Here is a 17,427-nt window from a genome sequence, read left to right as displayed (position 1 = left end):
AGAATCTCCCAGCTCCTTTTTTAATGAATGAAGGAGGCGAAACGAAAAATGGAAGAGCTGAAAGAAGTAATCAAAAAAGAAGCTGGAAAACTGCCGGGTGCCAGTGTGTATTACCGGGAAAGCTGGGGATGTGATTATTTTGATATTGCCGGAAAGTTTTTTGCATTAATGGGTACAAACAAAGAAGGTGATGAAATCTTCACCTTTAAAGGTCTGCCAGAAGAAAATGAACTGTTAAGAGAACAGTATACGTTTGTGGTTCCGGGATACTATGCAAACAAAACACACTGGAACTCAATTATCCTTAAAGACAGCACATTTTCTGAGAAAGAGTATCTTGGATTAATGAAAAAATCCTACGAACTGACTGCAGCGAAATTGCCAAAGAAGGTAAGGGAAAATCTGGTCGAATAATTTTTATTAAACATAATTGATACAATTATAGAATCTGAGAAGGACTCTGATAGGCTCCTCTTAGATTTTTTTTATTTTCTTTAGTTATCCTTTCTATTTACGAACGTATGTTTTATAATAAGAGAGATTACGAGGTGATGGAAAGTGTTTGATTCAGAAAAGATTCCGATTCGTAAACTGGTTGAATTTATTTTGCGTAAAGGAAGCATAGATGCACGAAAGACCAGCAGTCATACCGCTCAGGAAGGAGCGCGTATTCATAGAAAGATACAAAAAGAAGCAGGGAAAAACTATCAAAAAGAAATAAAAATTTCGAAAGAGATTCGATTAAATAATACATCATATTTTGTAGAAGGGCGTATGGATGGTCTCTTTAAAAACGAAGAAGAAGAAATAGTAATAGACGAGATAAAAACTTCCGAAGCGGCTTTTGAAGATTTGTATGAAGAACAGCTTGATATGTATTGGAATCAGGTAAAGTGCTATGGTGCAATATACAGTCAGCAGGAGGAACTAACTGAGGTTGTCCTGCAGCTGACCTATTATCAAACAACAACTGAGGAAATAACGAAAACTCAAAAAATTTATACACAAACAGAGCTTGGCAAGTTTTTGGATATGCTCTTGGCTGAATATGAAAAGTGGTTGATTTTTAATGAAAACTGGCGGGTAATTCGGAATGAATCACTAAAAAATCTTTCTTTCCCTTATGGTGAATATCGCAAAGGCCAGCGTGAATTGGCTGTTGGTGTTTATAAGACCATTCTTAGTGAAAAGCGTTTATTTGTGGAAGCTCCCACAGGTACGGGTAAAACGATTTCCACACTTTTTCCCTCATTGAAAGCAATGGGAGAAAAGAAAGCAGAGAAGATTTTTTACTTAACGGCAAAAACAATTACTCGTCAGGTGGCGGAAGATGCAGTTGAAGGGATGAAACAAAAAGAACTGAAGATCAAAAGTATCACGATTACAGCGAAAGATAAAATTTGTTTTCTGTCAGAAAGAAACTGCACTCCCGAGCACTGTCCTTTTGCAGCTGGCTATTATGACCGCTTGAATGAAGGCTTATGGGATATTCTTCACAGTGAGGATCAGTTCACACGACCTATTATTGAAAAATATGCACAAAAACACCAGCTTTGTCCTTATGAGTTATCACTGGATATCAGTCTTTGGTGTGATTTAGTAATTTGTGATTATAATTATGTATTTGATCCAGTCGTTTATCTTCGCCGTTTTTTTGATGAGGGTGTAAAAAAAGAGTACGTTTTTCTGATTGATGAAGCACATAATCTAGTGAATCGGTCCAGAGAAATGTATTCAGCAGAGTTATCCAAATTTCAGGTGTCTGTGCTGAAGAAACTGTTAGGGAAGAAGCAGAAGTCTTTAACTCGTACAATTAATCAAGTTATCGATGAGCTTAATCAATTGGATGAATATTGTAAAAGTGAAGAAAAAGAGTTTATTTCCCAGCCGGCTCCGATTGACAGCCTGAACAAACAGCTTTTTCGACTGACGGAAAAAATTGGCGAATGGCTGCCGCAAAATCAGGAGCTGCCGGAATTAAATCAGGTGTTGGAAATCTATTTTTCCATGTTGAACTATTTGAAAATCAGCGAATTTTATGACGATCATTATTGTACGTATATTCAAAAGAAAAACCATACAATTATAATTAAGCAGTTCTGTCTTGATCCATCCTATCTTCTGGATCAAAAATTGAGTATGGCGCATACCGGAATTTTATTTTCAGCCAGCTTTACACCGCTGAGTTATTATAAAGAAATTCTGGGGGGAACAGATGAGAGTCTGACCTACAGGATTCCTAATCCGTTTCCGGAAGAAAATCAACTGCTGCTGATTGCCAATTATATTCGGACAACCTATAGAGAAAGACAAAACAGCTTGAATACGTTAATTCAAAGTCTAACGGCCATGATTCAGCAGAAGAAAGGAAATTATCTCTTTTTCTTTCCTTCTTATGCATACCTGGATATGGTTTATGACGCTTTTAATGAAAAGAACCCCGATATTAAGCTGCTGATTCAACAGACTGAAATGGAGGAAAAAGAAAGAGAACGATTCCTGGAACAATTTACAGAAAAACCGAAAGAAACGTTAATTGGTTTCTGTGTTTTGGGAGGCGTCTTCTCTGAAGGGATCGACTTAAAGGGAGACCGGCTGATCGGGACAGCTATTATCAGTGTTGGTCTGCCTCAAATTAATGAAGAGCAGGAGCTGATTAAGCATTATTTTGATGAACAGGGATTGGGCTTTCAGTATGCTTATCAAATTCCGGGGATGAACAAAGTATTACAGGCAGCTGGTCGTGTGATTCGAGATGCGGCAGATAGCGGAGTTGTCTTGCTGCTGGATCAGCGGTTTGCAAGTCCGGATTATCAGCGGCTGATGCCGCCTCATTGGTATCGTGCGCAGGTTCAACCAACGCTGGCTCATTTGGAAAGACAGATCGAACAGTTTTGGCAGCCAAAAGAGAAGTTTGAAAAAGGAGTAAAAGAATGAAACGGATACTTGCTTTACATACAGGAGGAACTATTTCGATGTCAAAAGATATTGGAGGAGGGGTCGTTTTAAATGAGAAAAATCCTTTGCTGAATCAAAACGAACTGTTTTCCGAAGAAATAGAATTGATTGTAGAAGAAATGTTCAACCTTCCTTCTCCGCAAATAACATTAAGTGAAATGTTCTTATTAAAAGAACGTATTCTTGATGCAATTGAAGAAGGGATTGACGGAGTGGTTATTACACATGGAACAGATACGTTGGAGGAGACTGCCTATTTTTTGGAATTGACTGTGCCCAAAAAAATATCTGTCGTCTTAACCGGTGCCATGCGATCCAGTAATGAAATTGGCAGCGACGGGCTGTACAATTTCATGAGTGCAGTATGGACGGCTGCTTCAGATGACTCCTTAGGAAAAGGAGTACTGGTTGTAATGAATGATGAAATCCATATGGCAAAGTATGTGACAAAAACGCATACAACAAATGTGGCAACATTTCGTACACCGACATTTGGACCTATTGGTATGCTGACGAAGGGAAAGACCTTTTATATAAAAGAAGTTATGCCGGAAGAGGTCTGTGATATTCAGAATATTGATGGAGAAGTATTTTTAGTGAAAGCTTACGCAGGGATGAACGGAGAGATTTTTAAACTGCTTAATACAGAAAGCCTCGCTGGACTGGTTATTGAAGCATTGGGAGCCGGCAACCTTCCGCCAGCTGTTCTGACAAATCTGCAAGTCATTCTGGATAGAGGAATACCGGTTGTTTTGGTTTCACGGTGTTCCAATGGCATTGCGGAAGATATCTATGCTTATGAAGGCGGCGGGGTCGAGCTGAAGAGACACGGAGTGATTTTTGCCAGAGGGTTAAATGGACAAAAAGCTCGAATTCGACTGATAGTGGGCTTGAACAGTGATAAGGACAGTAAAGGACTGCGCGCCTATTTGGAAGGAGAATAACAGGTATTTTTACTAAAAAGTGTTCGAAATTAAAAGCTTCGGACACTTTTTTGTATTCTGGGAAAAGTTGGAGATCAGAGAAATAAATGGATAAAACTCTTTTGTTGTTTAAGCTCTTTTTAAGTTCCTCTTGTTATTCTTACTTTACTAAAATAAAAGCAGGTGATCAGATAACAGCGATGATCGTTATTTCCAGTTACAGACCAAGAGAAAAGGTAGTTTCAGTTGTTTGACAGCTTGGTGAGCAGATGAATAGAAAAATTCTTCTTATTGAGGGCGATGATTCTCCAGCTTTGTGTTTTAATGGAGACCATTAATCAAATGTCTGGAAAAGGCTCTAGTAAATGCTCTGTCAGTGATAGTATCTATTTTAGCCAGTAGGAAAGGATAGCCCAGAAAAAAATACTCTTCTTCTATACAGGTATTGGCTTATTTTTCAAAAAATTTATCATTATTACGGATAGGGTGCTGTATTCTCAGCGTTAAAGTATGCTGGGGGTGGCTGCAATTGCTACTTTTTTTAGCAGGCTGGTGGAAAGAGAGTACAGGCTCTTTTGGTCTGGTCCTTAATCTGATGAATTCAGCACTGACTGCTTTCACAACTAGCTTGATTCTAACGGAAATCGTTGAAATTGCAGGAACGGTTTCTCTCTATGTCTTTACTTTTTTTAATTCTACTGCTTTTTTCCTCTTTGCTGGTGTTGATTCCTTTTGTAAAATGAGGTGATTGAATGTGGCTCTTTTTGATTATTTTATTTACTGCAGTGCTGGGATTAATCTGGTCGATCATCCCTAAAGAATAGAGAGTATTTTAAAGGAGTTATAGCAGAAGATTTATTTGGGGTGATACTGGAACAAGAAGCTGCCTTGTAATGCAATAGATGTTTCAAATAGAATTCAGAACCTGTCTGAGGACTTTCGTGTGTCGCCCAAATTAAAACTAAGTTATACTTCTAATTCAAGAAACGTGGCGCATGTCCAGCAGTTGCGACTACTGGATGTGCGCCAATATAAATCAACAGCGGTTGTCGTTCGTCCAGCATTCTGCTGGATCAAAGGGGAGCAGACTCCGTTTAAAGCTTGAATGTCTGCACCTTCAAAGGATGTCGTCTGCATACCATTCTGCTAGCTGTTCCTGCAACAGTAGAAAAGCCTTGTATTTACAAGTCTCACTACATTACACTACACTTCGTTTCGATTTCAACAATTTCTAAATGGCAGAGCCACTAGGAATTGAAGGACCTTGTTTGATTATTGATGCAAACGCGTGTACTTGGAAAAGCGTTGGCAGCTGCCTACAAAAAAAGTGTTAGAAAAAATTTATTAAACTGACTGTAAAAAACAGCCTCAGGAAAACGCTGTTTTTGTTTTCATGAGGCTGTTTGATATTATCGATAGTTTGTAAATTGCAGTTCCAGCGGCAGATCCAGTTTTCTCAGCAATGTAATAACTTGTTGAAGGTCATCACGGCTTTTCCCTGTCACCCGAATTTTATCTTCCTGATACTGAGACTTAACTTTCAATCCGGATTTTTTTATTTCATTGTTAATCTTTTTTCCATTTTCTTTATCGATCCCGCTGATCAGCTCGCCATATTGACGTGCTGTTCCGCCAAGAGATTTTTCACTATCAGAAAACTGAATGTTTTTGATAGGTACTTCCCGTTTCACTAATTTGCTGAACAATACATCTTTTACTTGTTCAACCTTATAGTCATCATCAGCAACAACGACCAGCCGCCCATTTTCAAGTTTAATATCAACGAGTGAATCTTTAAAATCAAAGCGATTTTTAATTTCTTTCAATGCGATTTGCATTGCATTTTTAACTTCTTCCATATTCATTTCAGAAACTACATCAAAACTTGCATCCTTTGCTGCCATTTTGTAACCCCCTGTATACTGTTGTTTTACTAATAGTATCAATGATGGCAGGAACAGACAAGAGCTTATCCGAAAAATCAGAGAGAAATCCTTTTTTTTCTTCCCATAACCTGTTATTCTTTATCAGAGAAATTATTTTCCGGAAGGTTTGGCTGGAAACATAGAGACCTTTGAAATGACAGAGTTTAGCTTATTCAGTATGCGCAATTTTGTTCTTAAGAATAAAAAACAGCTAATCTGGTTAAGATGAATATAAAATAATTGAAAGTAAAGGAGTAGAGTAGATGGGAAACGTTCTTGCTTCACGAAAGAAATCAGAATTTATGAAAAGAGTTATAGTCATTTTCCTAACCGGGCTGACAGGAGCAATGGGCTTGAATTTGTTTTTGATTCCTGCAAAAGTTTTTTCAGCTGGAATGAACGGAATTGCTCAAATTTTAGCGACACTGCTATACAGTAATTTTTCAGTCACCATAGATACAGGTATTTTTATTTTACTTCTCAATCTGCCAATTTTTATTTTAGGCTTTTGGAAGCTTGGAAAGGAAGCGACAATTTTCAGCTTTGTGAATGTTGCCTGCATTTCATTGCTTACAATGGTTGTACCTGTATATACAGTAACAGACAATCCGCTAATGAATGCAATTGTGGGCGGAGTTCTGCTTGGAATCGGTGCAGGCTTTTCATTGAAAATGGGTTTTACCACTGGCGGGATGGATGTTGTTTCTCTGGTTTTGTCTAAAACAACAGGGAGAACAGTCGGCAACTATATTTTTGCTTTAAACAGTATCATTGTCGCTATAGCCGGATTTCTGTTTAACTGGGAGAGTGCGCTTTATACGATCATTTCCATTTACTGCATGACCCAAGTGATTGATACGCTGCATACCAGTCACCAAAAAGTAACAGCAATGATTGTCACGACAAACCCTGATTCTGTTATTCAGGGGATTGCAGAACAAATTGCCAGAGGGATGACCTTGCTGCCATCAATAGGAGGGTATTCAAAAGCTGAAGGAAAGATGATTATGATGGTCATCACACGCTATGAACTATATGAATTGGAACAGGTAGTGCAGATGTATGATGAAAATGCATTTGTGAATATAGTTCCGACCCAGACAGTACTGGGGCGTTTTGCCAATGAAGAGGAACAAAGAGCATTTAAATCAACCGGAAACTTTCCTGAATTGAAAAAGCATCGGATCAAATAAAATTGTTATTAGCGGCAGCTGAAAATTTATCAAAAGCATCAAAAAAGCGTAACTGAACAGTTCTTCATAGATCGTTTGAAAATAAAATTATTGTATGGAAAGGCCTATTTCTTCAACCTATCCTGCAGAGCACGACTTAAAGTTTTATACGATCAAAAACTGAACAAGCTGTAATAGTTTAGAGGGGATTGATTGGTGTGAAGAAACCGGAGAATTTACGTCGGAGCATTTCCCATACAGACTACTTTGTGAAAGCCTGTATAAAATTTTCTGAAAGAGGTAATTTTAGTAGAAAAGTACCAAAAATAGTGATAAAATGAATCTGTTGGTTAAGGATAGCCTTAACAAATATGGTTTTTAAACTTAGGAGGAATTTTTTATGCCATTAGTATCAGGAACAGAATTTCTTAAAGCAGCACGTAAAAGCGGCTACGGTGTTGGAGGATTCAACACAAATAACTTGGAATGGACAAAAGCGATTCTTGAAGCTGCTGAAGCTAAAAAAGCACCAGTATTAATCCAGACTTCTATGGGAGCTGCAAAATACATGGGCGGTTATCAAGTATGTTACGACCTAGTAAAAGATTTAGTTGATTCAATGGGTATTACTGTACCTGTAGCACTTCACTTAGACCACGGTGAATATGAAGATGCACTGGAATGTATCGAAGTCGGCTATACTTCAGTTATGTTTGACGGATCTCATCTTCCATTTGAGGAAAACATCGAAAAAGCAAAAGACGTTGTAGCGAAAGCTCATGCTAAAGGCGTTTCTGTAGAATGTGAAGTTGGTTCTATCGGCGGAGAAGAAGACGGGATCATTGGTTCCGGCGAATTAGCTGATATAGAAGAATGTAAACAAATGGTTGCAACCGGCATTGACTACCTGGCTTGCGGAATTGGCAATATTCACGGTGCTTATCCAGACAACTGGTCTGGTCTGGCTTTTGATCACCTGCAAGCTATTGCGGACGCTGTTGGCGACATTCCATTAGTATTGCATGGAGGATCTGGTATTCCTTTAGATCAAATTCAAAAAGCCATTTCAATGGGTGTTTCTAAAATTAATGTAAATACAGAAGCACAAGAAGTATTTGCTGCTGCGACGCGTAAATATATTGAAGAAGGCAAAGACCTTGAAGGTAAAGGCTTTGACCCTCGTAAATTATTGGCACCTGGTACAAAAGCAATTACTGAACTGGTTGAACAACGTATTGAATGGTTCGGTTCTGACAACAAAGCATAATTCCTGATTCTAAGGAGCAATAAAAAACTGTCCAAGTGAAATAAGCTGGGACAGTTTTTTTAATTAACATTAAAAATTTTGGGAATGATGCTCAAAGAAAAACAGCAGCAGAATCAATATAGAGTTCAGATTTGTTGATGGAGATTTTTAAGCTCAATTGGCAGCTGTTTTGTTATTCTTGAAAAGATTTCTTTTTTATTGAAGTGTCTTGTGTTAGAATAGTTTGGGTATATTAAAAAATAGCTCAGTTTCTGACATAGTTAGGTGAGATAAATAGATGAAAAAAATAGTAATTAATGGTAATCGACCTTTAAAAGGTGAAGTCTGGGTAAGCGGCGCAAAGAATAGTGCAGTAGCTTTAATTCCAGCAGCAATTTTGGCTGATTCACCTGTTACTTTAGACGGCGTGCCGGATATTCAAGATGTTCATTCGCTGATTGAGATTCTTGAAATCATGGGTGCCAAAACGACATTTAAAGACAATACGCTGGTGATTGATCCAACTGAGATTGTTTCAGTCCCAATGCCTACAGGCAAAATAAACAGCTTGCGGGCTTCCTATTATTTTATGGGATCTCTATTGGGAAAATTTGGTGAAGGAGTCGTTGGTCTTCCGGGAGGCTGCTATTTAGGTCCTCGTCCAATCGATCTTCATGTGAAAGGCTTTGAAGCATTAGGTGCGGCAGTTACCAATGAACATGGTGCGATGTATTTACGTACAGATGAGGAGCTTACCGGAACCAGAATTTTTATGGATATGGTTTCTATCGGAGCAACTATTAATGTTATGCTGGCTGCGGTCAAAGCAAAAGGTAAAACAATCATTGAAAATGCTGCACGAGAGCCTGAAATTATTGATGTAGCAACATTGTTGAATAACATGGGTGCTGAAATCCGTGGAGCCGGCACAGACATCATTCGAATTGAAGGGGTAGAGGAATTGCATGGCTGCCGCCATTCCATTATTCCAGATCGGATTGAAGCCGGGACGTACTTGTCTATTGCAGCAGCAATGGGGCAGGGAGTAAAAGTTCGAAATGTGATCTATGAACATTTGGAGAGTTTTATCGCCAAACTTCAGGAGATGGGCGTCAAAATGACTATCGAAGAAGATATGATAGAGGTACATCCTTCTGATGACTTAAAAATGATTAATGTAAAAACGTATCCTTATCCAGGATTTGCAACGGATTTACAACAGCCTCTGACACCGCTTCTGTTAAAAGCACATGGAACCGGTCAGGTAGTGGACACAATCTATTCTCAACGAACCAAGCATATTCCTGAACTTGCAAGAATGGGCGCTAATGCTTCTGTTGAAGGCAATATGATTCTTTTAAACGGACCTGCAAAGCTTCATGGTGCGGAAGTTACTGCATCTGATTTGAGAGCAGGCGCATGCCTGGTCGCAGCAGGACTGATGGCTGAAGGAACCACAACAATTTATAATGTTGAATATATTTTACGCGGTTATGATCACATTATTGAAAAACTGACAGGTCTTGGTGCAGATATTCAGATGATAGAAACGGAAAAAGAATTTGAGGTGAGTCAATGAGTGACTATTTGACGATGGCGGAACTGGAAAACAGTACGCTGAAGGATATTTACGCTTATGCAAAAGAGTTTAAAATTCCTTACTACAGTCAGATGAATAAAAAAGAGCTTTCTTTGGCAGTAATTCGTGCTCAAGCTGAGAAGCAGGGTTTCTTCTTTATGGAAGGGATTCTAGATATTGTTTCTCAGGATGGCTATGGTTTTTTGCGTCCAATCAATTATGGACCAAGTGCAGAAGATATTTATATTTCTTCCTCCCAAATTCGGCGATTCGGTCTGAGGAATGGAGATAAGGTTGCAGGTAAAGCTCGCCCGCCTAAAGAATCAGAACGTTATTACGGGTTGATGCACGTAGAGAGTGTGAATGGCAAAGATCCGGAAGAAGCAAAGCAGCGTCCGCATTTTCCTGCACTGACACCTTTATATCCGGAAAAGCAAATTCAGCTTGAAACAACACCGGGAAGAGTTTCTACTCGAATGATTGATATTTTTTCTCCAGTCGGCTTTGGTCAGCGAGGGCTGATCGTTGCTCCTCCAAAAGCAGGTAAAACTAGTGTTCTGAAGGAGATTGCCAATGGAATTACAGAAAATCATCCGGAAGTGGAATTGATCCTTCTATTAATTGACGAACGTCCGGAAGAAGTGACTGATCTGGAACGCAGTGTCAAAGGAGATGTTGTTTCCTCTACATTTGACCAGCAGCCCCAAAATCATACACGAGTAACCGAACTGGTGTTGGATCGAGCAATGCGTCTGGTTGAGGATAAACGGGATGTAGTGATTTTGATGGATAGTATCACTCGTCTTGCCAGAGCTTATAATCTGGTTATTCCACCAAGCGGCCGCACATTAAGCGGGGGAATTGATCCTGCTGCTTTTTATAAACCAAAACGATTCTTTGGAGCTGCCAGAAATATTGAAGAGGGCGGCAGTCTGACAATTTTGGCAACAGCTCTGGTTGATACCGGAAGCCGAATGGATGATATGATTTATGAAGAATTTAAAGGAACTGGAAATATGGAACTTCATCTTTCAAGAGATCTTGCAGAGCGGCGTATTTTCCCTGCGATCGATATTAAGAAATCAGGAACCAGAAAAGAAGAGCTGCTGATGAACAGCAAACACCTTGAAGAGATTTGGAAGCTTAGAAATAACATGACTGGGGACTCGCTTGATTATACAGAGCAGTTTATCAAGTTTTTGAAAAGAACAAAGAGTAATACTGAGTTTTTTGAAGCATTTCATGATGTTTCGTTCAGTAAACCAGGTCCAAAAAGAAATTTGAAAAGATGATTGCAACCAAAATTGAAACGTGCTATTATTGTACTGTTGTATTTTGACAAAATAAACTCTGATTCAGCAAATGGCTCAGGGCGAAGGAGCGAAAAAGATTATGAAACAAGAGATTCATCCAGATTATCATCCAGTAGTTTTCATGGATTCAACAACAGGTTTTAAATTTTTGTCAGGTTCTACAAAAGCCTCTCAAGAAACAGTTGAATGGGAAGATGGCAACACATATCCATTGATTCGTGTGGAAATCACATCTGATTCTCATCCATTCTATACTGGACGTCAAAAATTCACTCAAGCGGATGGACGTGTGGACCGTTTCAACAAGAAATACGGTCTCAAAGACGCAAACGCTGGAGAATAATAAAAACGTTATTATGCCAATGTTTAGCAGAATTCTTTATAAGAAGAATTCTGCTTTTTTGGTTTGCCTAGCATGGCAAGCTTTAATGGGGGCAAGTCCACAGCATGTCCGAGTAGTGGGAAAAGCCTGGCTGAGGACAAGGGGGTCTATGGTGATACAGGATCAGAAGGAAGTCTAAAGCAAATCTCCAGTTTGACAAATAGATGGAAAGGAAGAGGTTGCACCTTAACCGGGCAGGTCTCATGTATTTGCCCCAAACTCTTTTAGTGATAAATAACTGAACGTGAGAAGTCAGCCCAATTTTTTTTACCTGTGATTACTTGGTATATAGAAAGACTGTGACGAATAATCGCATAAGTAGAAGCCATAGTAATGAAGAGGGGCGGTGAAAGTTAATATAAGCGAAGGGGTGAATGAATTTATTGTTAGAAAAATCTCAAGTAGAGAGGAGAAAACGCTAACAAAAAATGTGGAATTAGATACCGAATCTACAAAAAAATAACATAATGTATGTAGGAAAGCTAATGGTTCAGATGTTAGAGCAGAAAAATCTGAAGGAAGCAATAAAGTGGAGCAAAGGAGCTGTTGGTGTGGATGAATAGGATTGATTGCAATAGTGAAAAATCACAAAATCAACAGACCCAAAGTTTAAGTTATTAGGAGTTGTTTTTTTTTACCCCGTAAAGCAGGAGTCATCAAGCGAGACCTCACCAGCTTTCCATACAACAATTAAAGTACAAACTGAAACGCCTGACAAAGAGGAGTTGGGGAAGAAGTACAAGGAATCTATCATTTGAATGAAAAGATTATTTGAATTTACCCATTAGTCGCTAAAAATCCTATTATATCAGTAGTTACGGCAGCTGTTTTCTAAACAAATGAAATACACTTCGAAATACTGTTAGTTCAATGATTTTCTGTATTCGTTTCTAAAATTTGAGGTAAATTCAAAAAAAGTTTATTATCGAAATCAGCCTTTACTTGGGTTATAATAATTAGAAAGAGTTTGCTTCTTAGTATTTTAGTGAGAACAATTCTTTTTTATTTATAAACTGTTGTAGTGTATAAGGTTAGGTTGGTTCCTTGGTCAGCTGCAGCAAATTAAAGGAGCAATTTTATGGAATATGTTGAACTGGATTTTAGTTATTACAAGCGAACAATGGAAGGAATGTATCGCAGCTATTATTTGAAGCGGATCATTTTGATGGCTGTTCCTTTGCCGATCTTAAGTATTTACACGTTTTTCTATCCAGATAGTTTGGTAGTTAATCTCTTACTCATTCTTCTGTTTGGTGCTGGATTCTTTTTCTTTATCAAACAACGACTAGCTTTCAATCAGCTCTATGAGCAATTTTTGTTAGAAAATCAGGCGAACGTTCAAATTAAAAAAATTGAAGAAGATGAATTTACATATAATATCTTAGTGAATGATAGCGAAAAAATTAGAATTAACAAACAGGGCTCCCGCAATCTTCCTTCAAATAACAGAGATTTGACGTTATTAGTTGGTTTTACAAAAACGTTATTCACCAAACAGCCGTTTCAAGTGTTATATTACAATATGCTTGAATTGACCTATAGCACGGACTATCGACTTAAAATGAATAAAGTTTCCCGGGTTCCTCGTTTCCTGCGTCCATTTATGTGGAGAAATATTAAAGCAAGCTCTACGAATTTACTACGTCTTATTTTGGTAAACCTCTTTACAGTGTATATTTTATTTCGACTTGTTACGTACTTGATTGATATTTTAAGAAGATTCTTTTAAGTTTAATCAGATATATTTCAGGTCAGCAATACTATTTAAAGTATGCACTTTTTTTGTTTCAACATAGATTGAAAGCAGTTTAAGAATCATCGGACAAAAGATAAGGGAAAACACGTATGAAACAAAAAAGAAACCTGGAAGCGGTGCATCAACTATTGGAAGCTTGTATTCGTCAAATTGAATGTTCTGGAGATTTAGGATGGTTGACACTGTCAGTACAGGTTGGAATAACAAAAACAGCATACTTTCTGAAAAAGCTGAAGAACAGTTTAAAGAAGTGTTGAAAAAGGTTCAAAGAAATCTGGAGGTCCCTGAGATGGCTGTTCGGGATGTGACGGAATTGGTTATTTACCTTGTGGAACCTATTGATTTCGATGAACGAACGCAATGCTTAATGGGTTTTTAGATGGGGCAGAAAGCTGGTTGACGTTGTTATATGTAAAAGGGCTGTCTTCTCCTCAAATGAAGAATGAGATTGATGTGCGGATGTGTAAGGAAAGCAACAGAGATTAGAACGTGAAGAAAGAAAAAGAAGCTGTAAAGCAAGCAGCTCCAAGACAGTTTTGTCGGGAAGCGATTGCTTTACAGCTTCTTTTTAGAATCAAGTTAATTTAAATTCAAGTATTTTTCCAGATAATCAGCCAAACCGTCTTCATCATTTGTTTTATCGGTTATATCATTGGAAACTTCTTTGATTCTGTCAGCGGCATTATTCATGGCAACGCCCCACCCGGCATATTCGATCATTTCTTCATCATTATGCTCATCACCAAACGCAATAACATCTTTTTGCTGAATGCTCAGAAAATCTGCTACTTCAGCCACGCCTTTTGCTTTTTGGATTCCTTTCGCCACAATTTCAAGAATAGGCATGGCGCCGCCCCATGTACGAATATCCAGAATTTTTCCATATTCCTTTGTTAAGACTTCAGAAACCTGATCAACACGATCCTTTGCCGGACAGATCATCAATGAAGTAGGGTTAGTTGTCATATTTTGAACGGTCAGCAGATTTTTTTCATTTGGTTCAGCTGCAAAAAAAGCAGAGTCAAAATAATCAAAGCTGTCAATAAAGAAGGTTTCTTTATTCTCAGCGGCAACAAAATCAAGATTCAGTGCACTCTTCTGAGAGAGGATATCAAAAACAATATCACGATGGACACTGGAAGCCCGCTCTCTATCCCATACTTTATCTGGTATATGAACGAGTCCGCCGTTAAAGTTAACCATGGGAGTATCTAAATTGAGCTGCTGATAAAATTGATGGCTCAAGCGATAGGGACGACCTGTAGCAATACTGACATAGTGACCTTGGGCAATCGCTTTTTTTAATATATGTTCTGTCTTGTTACTGATCAGAGATTGAGCGTTAAGTGTTGTTCCATCTAAATCGATGGCGATTAATTTCTTCAAAAAAGTTCCTCCTTGGACAATTTTCTTTTTCTTAGTCTAGCATATAGAGATAAAATGGCAAGGCTTTAAAGAGAAAAAAGGAATACCTTTAAAAGTTCTCGAATAAATCTGCCATCATTCATGAAAAGGATTCTCCTCGTTTTGTTCTGGAAGAATTGTAAATTGTTATTGACACTTATTTGAATAATTGATAATCTGAAGGGTGAGAATTAATAAGGAGGAACAATAAATGACAAAGGGAAATAGGGGCTTGTGCCTGTTGCTTGCTGCTGTTGCAGCAACTGGAACAGGAGGCTTCTTGTTTAACGGTAATCAAGTATCTGCTGTAGAAAATCAGACAGCTGAAATAACAGAAAAAATTCCGGTTCAGCTTTTGGGCATCAATGATTTTCATGGGGCGTTAAGTACAACAGGTTCATACTATGATGATGCCGGGAATAAAGTCAGCAACGCAGGAACTGCAGCTCTTTTGGCTAGTTACCTGAATCAGGCAGAAAGCACATTTGCCCAAGCAAATTCGGGAGCTCAGACATTGCGAGTACAATCTGGGGATATGGTAGGTGCAAGTCCTGCAAATTCCGGGTTGCTTCAGGATGAGCCGACCATCAAAGTACTGAATGAAATGAATTTCACCATAGGAACGCTTGGAAATCATGAATTTGATGAAGGCTTGGCGGAATTTGACCGTATTATGAAAGGAATGAATCCCAAAGAAGACCCATATGGAATTTTGAGCAGCTATTCACGGGAAGCATCCAAAACAGAAATAGTCGTTGGAAATGTTGTCAAAAAAGATACGGAGGATATTCCGTTTAACTGGCAGCCCTATACAGTAAAGGAAATTGGAACAAGCGAGAAAGTCAAGATTGGTTTTATTGGTGTCGTAACAACTGAGATTCCTAATCTGGTCTTAAAAGAACACTATCAGGAATATGATTTTCTTGATGAAGCAGAAACAATCGCCTATTATGCGAGTGAGCTAAAAGAAAAAGGCGTCAATGCCATTGTTGTACTGGCTCATGTTCCATCAACCAGCAAAGAAGGAACCGTTTCAGGTGAAGCGGCAAATATCATGAAAAAAGTAAATGAACTTTATCCTGAAAATAGTGTGGATGTCTTTTTAGCCGGTCATAATCATGTCTATACAAATGGGCTGATTGGAGATACACGTGTAGTCCAATCAACTTCACAAGGGAAAGGATATGCTGATATTCAGGGAGTTATCGATGTGAAAGCTCAAGACTTTGAAGCAGCTCCATCTGCAGAAATTGTTCCGGTTTCACCGGAAGGAGATAATGCTCCAAAACCTGACGAAAAAGTAGCCGCAATTGTTGCAGATGCAGACCGTCGTGTTTCCGAAGTAACAAGCAGAAAAATTGGAACAGCCAAAACTGCGGAAGCGATTACCAGAGAGGTTAATGAATATAAAGAATCTCCGCTTGGAAATCTGATTACAGATGGTCAGCTGGCTATGGCCAAAACCAATGGAATTGACGTTGATTTTGCCATGACAAACAATGGCGGAATTCGTGCTGACCTTGCAGTTGGATCAAATGGGGAAATCACTTGGGGAGCTGCTCAAGCGGTTCAGCCATTTGGAAATATTATGCAGATTGTTGAAATGACCGGCAGTCAAATTGAACAGGTTTTAAATGAGCAGTATGACGAAGAGGAAAAATACTTCCTTCAAATCTCCGGCTTATCGTATACCTTTGTAAAAAATGAAAATGCGGAACAGCCGTATAAAGTTTGGCAGATGAAGGATTCAGCAGGGAAATTAATTGAAAAAGATCAGACTTACCGTGTCGTAATTAATGATTTCCTTCTTGGCGGCGGGGACGGGTTTGCCGGCTTTACTCAGGCTAAATTGGTAGATGCAATGCAGCCGGATACAGAAACCTTTATCGGCTATATTGAATCAAAAGAAGCAGCAGGGGAACAAATCACAGCGGCTATCGAATCACGCAAACAGTTGATTGAGGAACCGGCAGTTACACCGGAAAACAGAGAAGCATTTATTCGTCAGGCGACATTCTTTGATCCTTTGCATGAAAAAGATCAATACCTTCAAGGTGTAACATTACCGAATGCAATGATTGTTCTGTTCAACGGGGTGCTTCCAAAGGACAGAACTATACTGCCTGAGGGTGACATAACAGCTAAAGCGGATAATGAAGGTCGTATTAAGATTGATATTTCGACGTTAAATCTTAAAGATAATGATGTTATTACAGCAGTTGTCGTTATTGAAGAGCTATATAGTGCTGTATTTCCGTTGGATGTTTTGAGAGGAACAATTCAGACTACGGACTCCTTAAGTACTGTAGACACTGTTGAATCTGACGCGACAAAAACCAGCAGCGAAGGAACGGAAGCCGATGGATCTCTGCCGAACACTGGTGAAACAATTACGAGTGTTGGAATGATTTCAGGAGCTGTATTGTTGACTGGCAGCGCATTATATATTTTGAGAAAAAGAAGCAACGTATAATAACTGATGGGAATAAATTAAATTTCAAGGGGATGTGACAAAACTAGGTCGCATCCCCTAAAAACCGAATAAATAGTGTTCCAGAAGCAAATGGCTCTTTTGTACATTAGGTTGCTCGTCACACGGAAAAGCTTTATCAAAACATCTTTTTAATTTATTTTCCTATCCTCTCTATCTGTTCAAAATGTTATAAAAATGAAATCGACATAATTGAAAACGTTTAAAAAACGAACGATCCGAAGTTTTTTTGTGTTTATAGTTAACATTTAATTGAAAACATATTAATTATCTCCTAT

14 protein-coding genes are annotated in these 17,427 nt (G+C 38.5%); 12 read left to right on the top strand and 2 right to left on the bottom strand.

What is annotated here, in order from left to right:
• Positions 1-48 precede the first annotated feature (48 nt).
• The 4 genes from IW492_RS09310 to IW492_RS09295 all read left to right on the top strand — a co-directional run bounded on the left by IW492_RS09310 (position 49) and on the right by IW492_RS09295 (position 4,629).
• Positions 49-414 carry an MmcQ/YjbR family DNA-binding protein gene (locus IW492_RS09310; protein WP_202067344.1) on the top strand — a complete coding sequence of 122 codons (366 nt, stop codon included), beginning with the start codon at positions 49-51 and terminating at the stop codon, positions 412-414.
• A 144-nt stretch (positions 415-558) separates the two neighbouring features.
• Entirely contained in the window at positions 559-2,937 is a 2,379-nt protein-coding gene (locus IW492_RS09305; RefSeq protein WP_202067343.1) for an ATP-dependent DNA helicase, read from the top strand.
• Complete coding sequence (locus tag IW492_RS09300; protein WP_202067342.1) at positions 2,934-3,902, top strand: asparaginase; 969 nt, start codon at positions 2,934-2,936, stop codon at positions 3,900-3,902. Before IW492_RS09305 ends, IW492_RS09300 begins: the two co-directional genes overlap by 4 nt.
• Before the next feature lie 508 nt (positions 3,903-4,410).
• Positions 4,411-4,629: a hypothetical protein gene (locus IW492_RS09295; protein ID WP_202067341.1), complete on the top strand. Its 219-nt coding sequence runs from the start codon at positions 4,411-4,413 to the stop codon at positions 4,627-4,629.
• Positions 4,630-5,290: 661 nt separating this feature from the next.
• Here IW492_RS09295 and IW492_RS09290 read toward each other — a convergent pair.
• On the bottom strand, positions 5,291-5,785 hold the full coding sequence (locus IW492_RS09290; RefSeq protein WP_202067340.1) for a YajQ family cyclic di-GMP-binding protein: 495 nt from the start codon (positions 5,783-5,785) through the stop codon (positions 5,291-5,293).
• Between the two features lie 323 nt (positions 5,786-6,108).
• Here IW492_RS09290 and IW492_RS09285 point away from each other — a divergent pair, with 323 nt between their 5' ends.
• From IW492_RS09285 to IW492_RS09255, 7 genes are all read left to right on the top strand, one after another.
• Positions 6,109-6,999, top strand: a complete 891-nt coding sequence (locus IW492_RS09285; protein ID WP_420705935.1) for a YitT family protein — start codon at positions 6,109-6,111, stop codon at positions 6,997-6,999.
• 379 nt (positions 7,000-7,378) lie between these two features.
• The gene (locus IW492_RS09280) at positions 7,379-8,245 is read left to right on the top strand and encodes a class II fructose-bisphosphate aldolase (protein ID WP_202067338.1); all 867 of its coding nucleotides are present in this window, start codon (positions 7,379-7,381) and stop codon (positions 8,243-8,245) included.
• A gap of 277 nt (positions 8,246-8,522) precedes the next feature.
• Positions 8,523-9,803, top strand: coding sequence for a UDP-N-acetylglucosamine 1-carboxyvinyltransferase (locus IW492_RS09275; protein WP_202067337.1), 1,281 nt, complete (start codon positions 8,523-8,525; stop codon positions 9,801-9,803).
• Positions 9,800-11,095, top strand: coding sequence for a transcription termination factor Rho (gene rho, locus IW492_RS09270; RefSeq protein WP_202067336.1), 1,296 nt, complete (start codon positions 9,800-9,802; stop codon positions 11,093-11,095). The genes IW492_RS09275 and rho overlap by 4 nt, the downstream gene beginning before the upstream one ends.
• A 100-nt stretch (positions 11,096-11,195) precedes the next feature.
• Positions 11,196-11,459, top strand: coding sequence for a type B 50S ribosomal protein L31 (locus tag IW492_RS09265; RefSeq protein ID WP_202067335.1), 264 nt, complete (start codon positions 11,196-11,198; stop codon positions 11,457-11,459).
• A 1,117-nt stretch (positions 11,460-12,576) separates the two neighbouring features.
• The gene (locus IW492_RS09260) at positions 12,577-13,227 is read left to right on the top strand and encodes a hypothetical protein (protein WP_202067334.1); all 651 of its coding nucleotides are present in this window, start codon (positions 12,577-12,579) and stop codon (positions 13,225-13,227) included.
• Between the two features lie 199 nt (positions 13,228-13,426).
• Positions 13,427-13,633, top strand: a complete 207-nt coding sequence (locus IW492_RS09255) for a hypothetical protein (RefSeq protein ID WP_202067333.1) — start codon at positions 13,427-13,429, stop codon at positions 13,631-13,633.
• A gap of 200 nt (positions 13,634-13,833) precedes the next feature.
• Here IW492_RS09255 and IW492_RS09250 read toward each other — a convergent pair whose 3' ends face one another.
• Positions 13,834-14,640, bottom strand: a complete 807-nt coding sequence (locus IW492_RS09250) for a Cof-type HAD-IIB family hydrolase (RefSeq protein WP_202067332.1) — start codon at positions 14,638-14,640, stop codon at positions 13,834-13,836.
• Positions 14,641-14,869: 229 nt separating this feature from the next.
• On the opposite strand from IW492_RS09250, the gene IW492_RS09245 reads away from it, so the two are divergent.
• Positions 14,870-17,131, top strand: coding sequence for a bifunctional metallophosphatase/5'-nucleotidase (locus IW492_RS09245; protein WP_202067331.1), 2,262 nt, complete (start codon positions 14,870-14,872; stop codon positions 17,129-17,131).
• Positions 17,132-17,427: the final 296 nt, after the last annotated feature.

Source organism: Enterococcus sp. BWB1-3, from assembly GCF_016745275.1.
In the GTDB taxonomy this organism is placed as follows: domain Bacteria; phylum Bacillota; class Bacilli; order Lactobacillales; family Enterococcaceae; genus Enterococcus_L.
The sequence above is the reverse complement of the archived record's forward strand: the minus strand, read 5'-3'. Positions and strand labels throughout refer to the sequence as shown.

Coding starts and splice junctions, on each gene's coding strand:
- IW492_RS09310 (WP_202067344.1), top strand. CDS start 49: ATGGAAGAGCTGAAAGAAGTAATCAAAAAAGAAGCTGGAAAACTGCCG.
- IW492_RS09300 (WP_202067342.1), top strand. CDS start 2,934: ATGAAACGGATACTTGCTTTACATACAGGAGGAACTATTTCGATGTCA.
- IW492_RS09290 (WP_202067340.1), bottom strand. CDS start 5,785: ATGGCAGCAAAGGATGCAAGTTTTGATGTAGTTTCTGAAATGAATATG.
- IW492_RS09285 (WP_420705935.1), top strand. CDS start 6,109: ATGAAAAGAGTTATAGTCATTTTCCTAACCGGGCTGACAGGAGCAATG.
- IW492_RS09280 (WP_202067338.1), top strand. CDS start 7,379: ATGCCATTAGTATCAGGAACAGAATTTCTTAAAGCAGCACGTAAAAGC.
- IW492_RS09275 (WP_202067337.1), top strand. CDS start 8,523: ATGAAAAAAATAGTAATTAATGGTAATCGACCTTTAAAAGGTGAAGTC.
- rho (WP_202067336.1), top strand. CDS start 9,800: ATGAGTGACTATTTGACGATGGCGGAACTGGAAAACAGTACGCTGAAG.
- IW492_RS09265 (WP_202067335.1), top strand. CDS start 11,196: ATGAAACAAGAGATTCATCCAGATTATCATCCAGTAGTTTTCATGGAT.
- IW492_RS09260 (WP_202067334.1), top strand. CDS start 12,577: ATGGAATATGTTGAACTGGATTTTAGTTATTACAAGCGAACAATGGAA.
- IW492_RS09255 (WP_202067333.1), top strand. CDS start 13,427: ATGGTTGACACTGTCAGTACAGGTTGGAATAACAAAAACAGCATACTT.
- IW492_RS09245 (WP_202067331.1), top strand. CDS start 14,870: ATGACAAAGGGAAATAGGGGCTTGTGCCTGTTGCTTGCTGCTGTTGCA.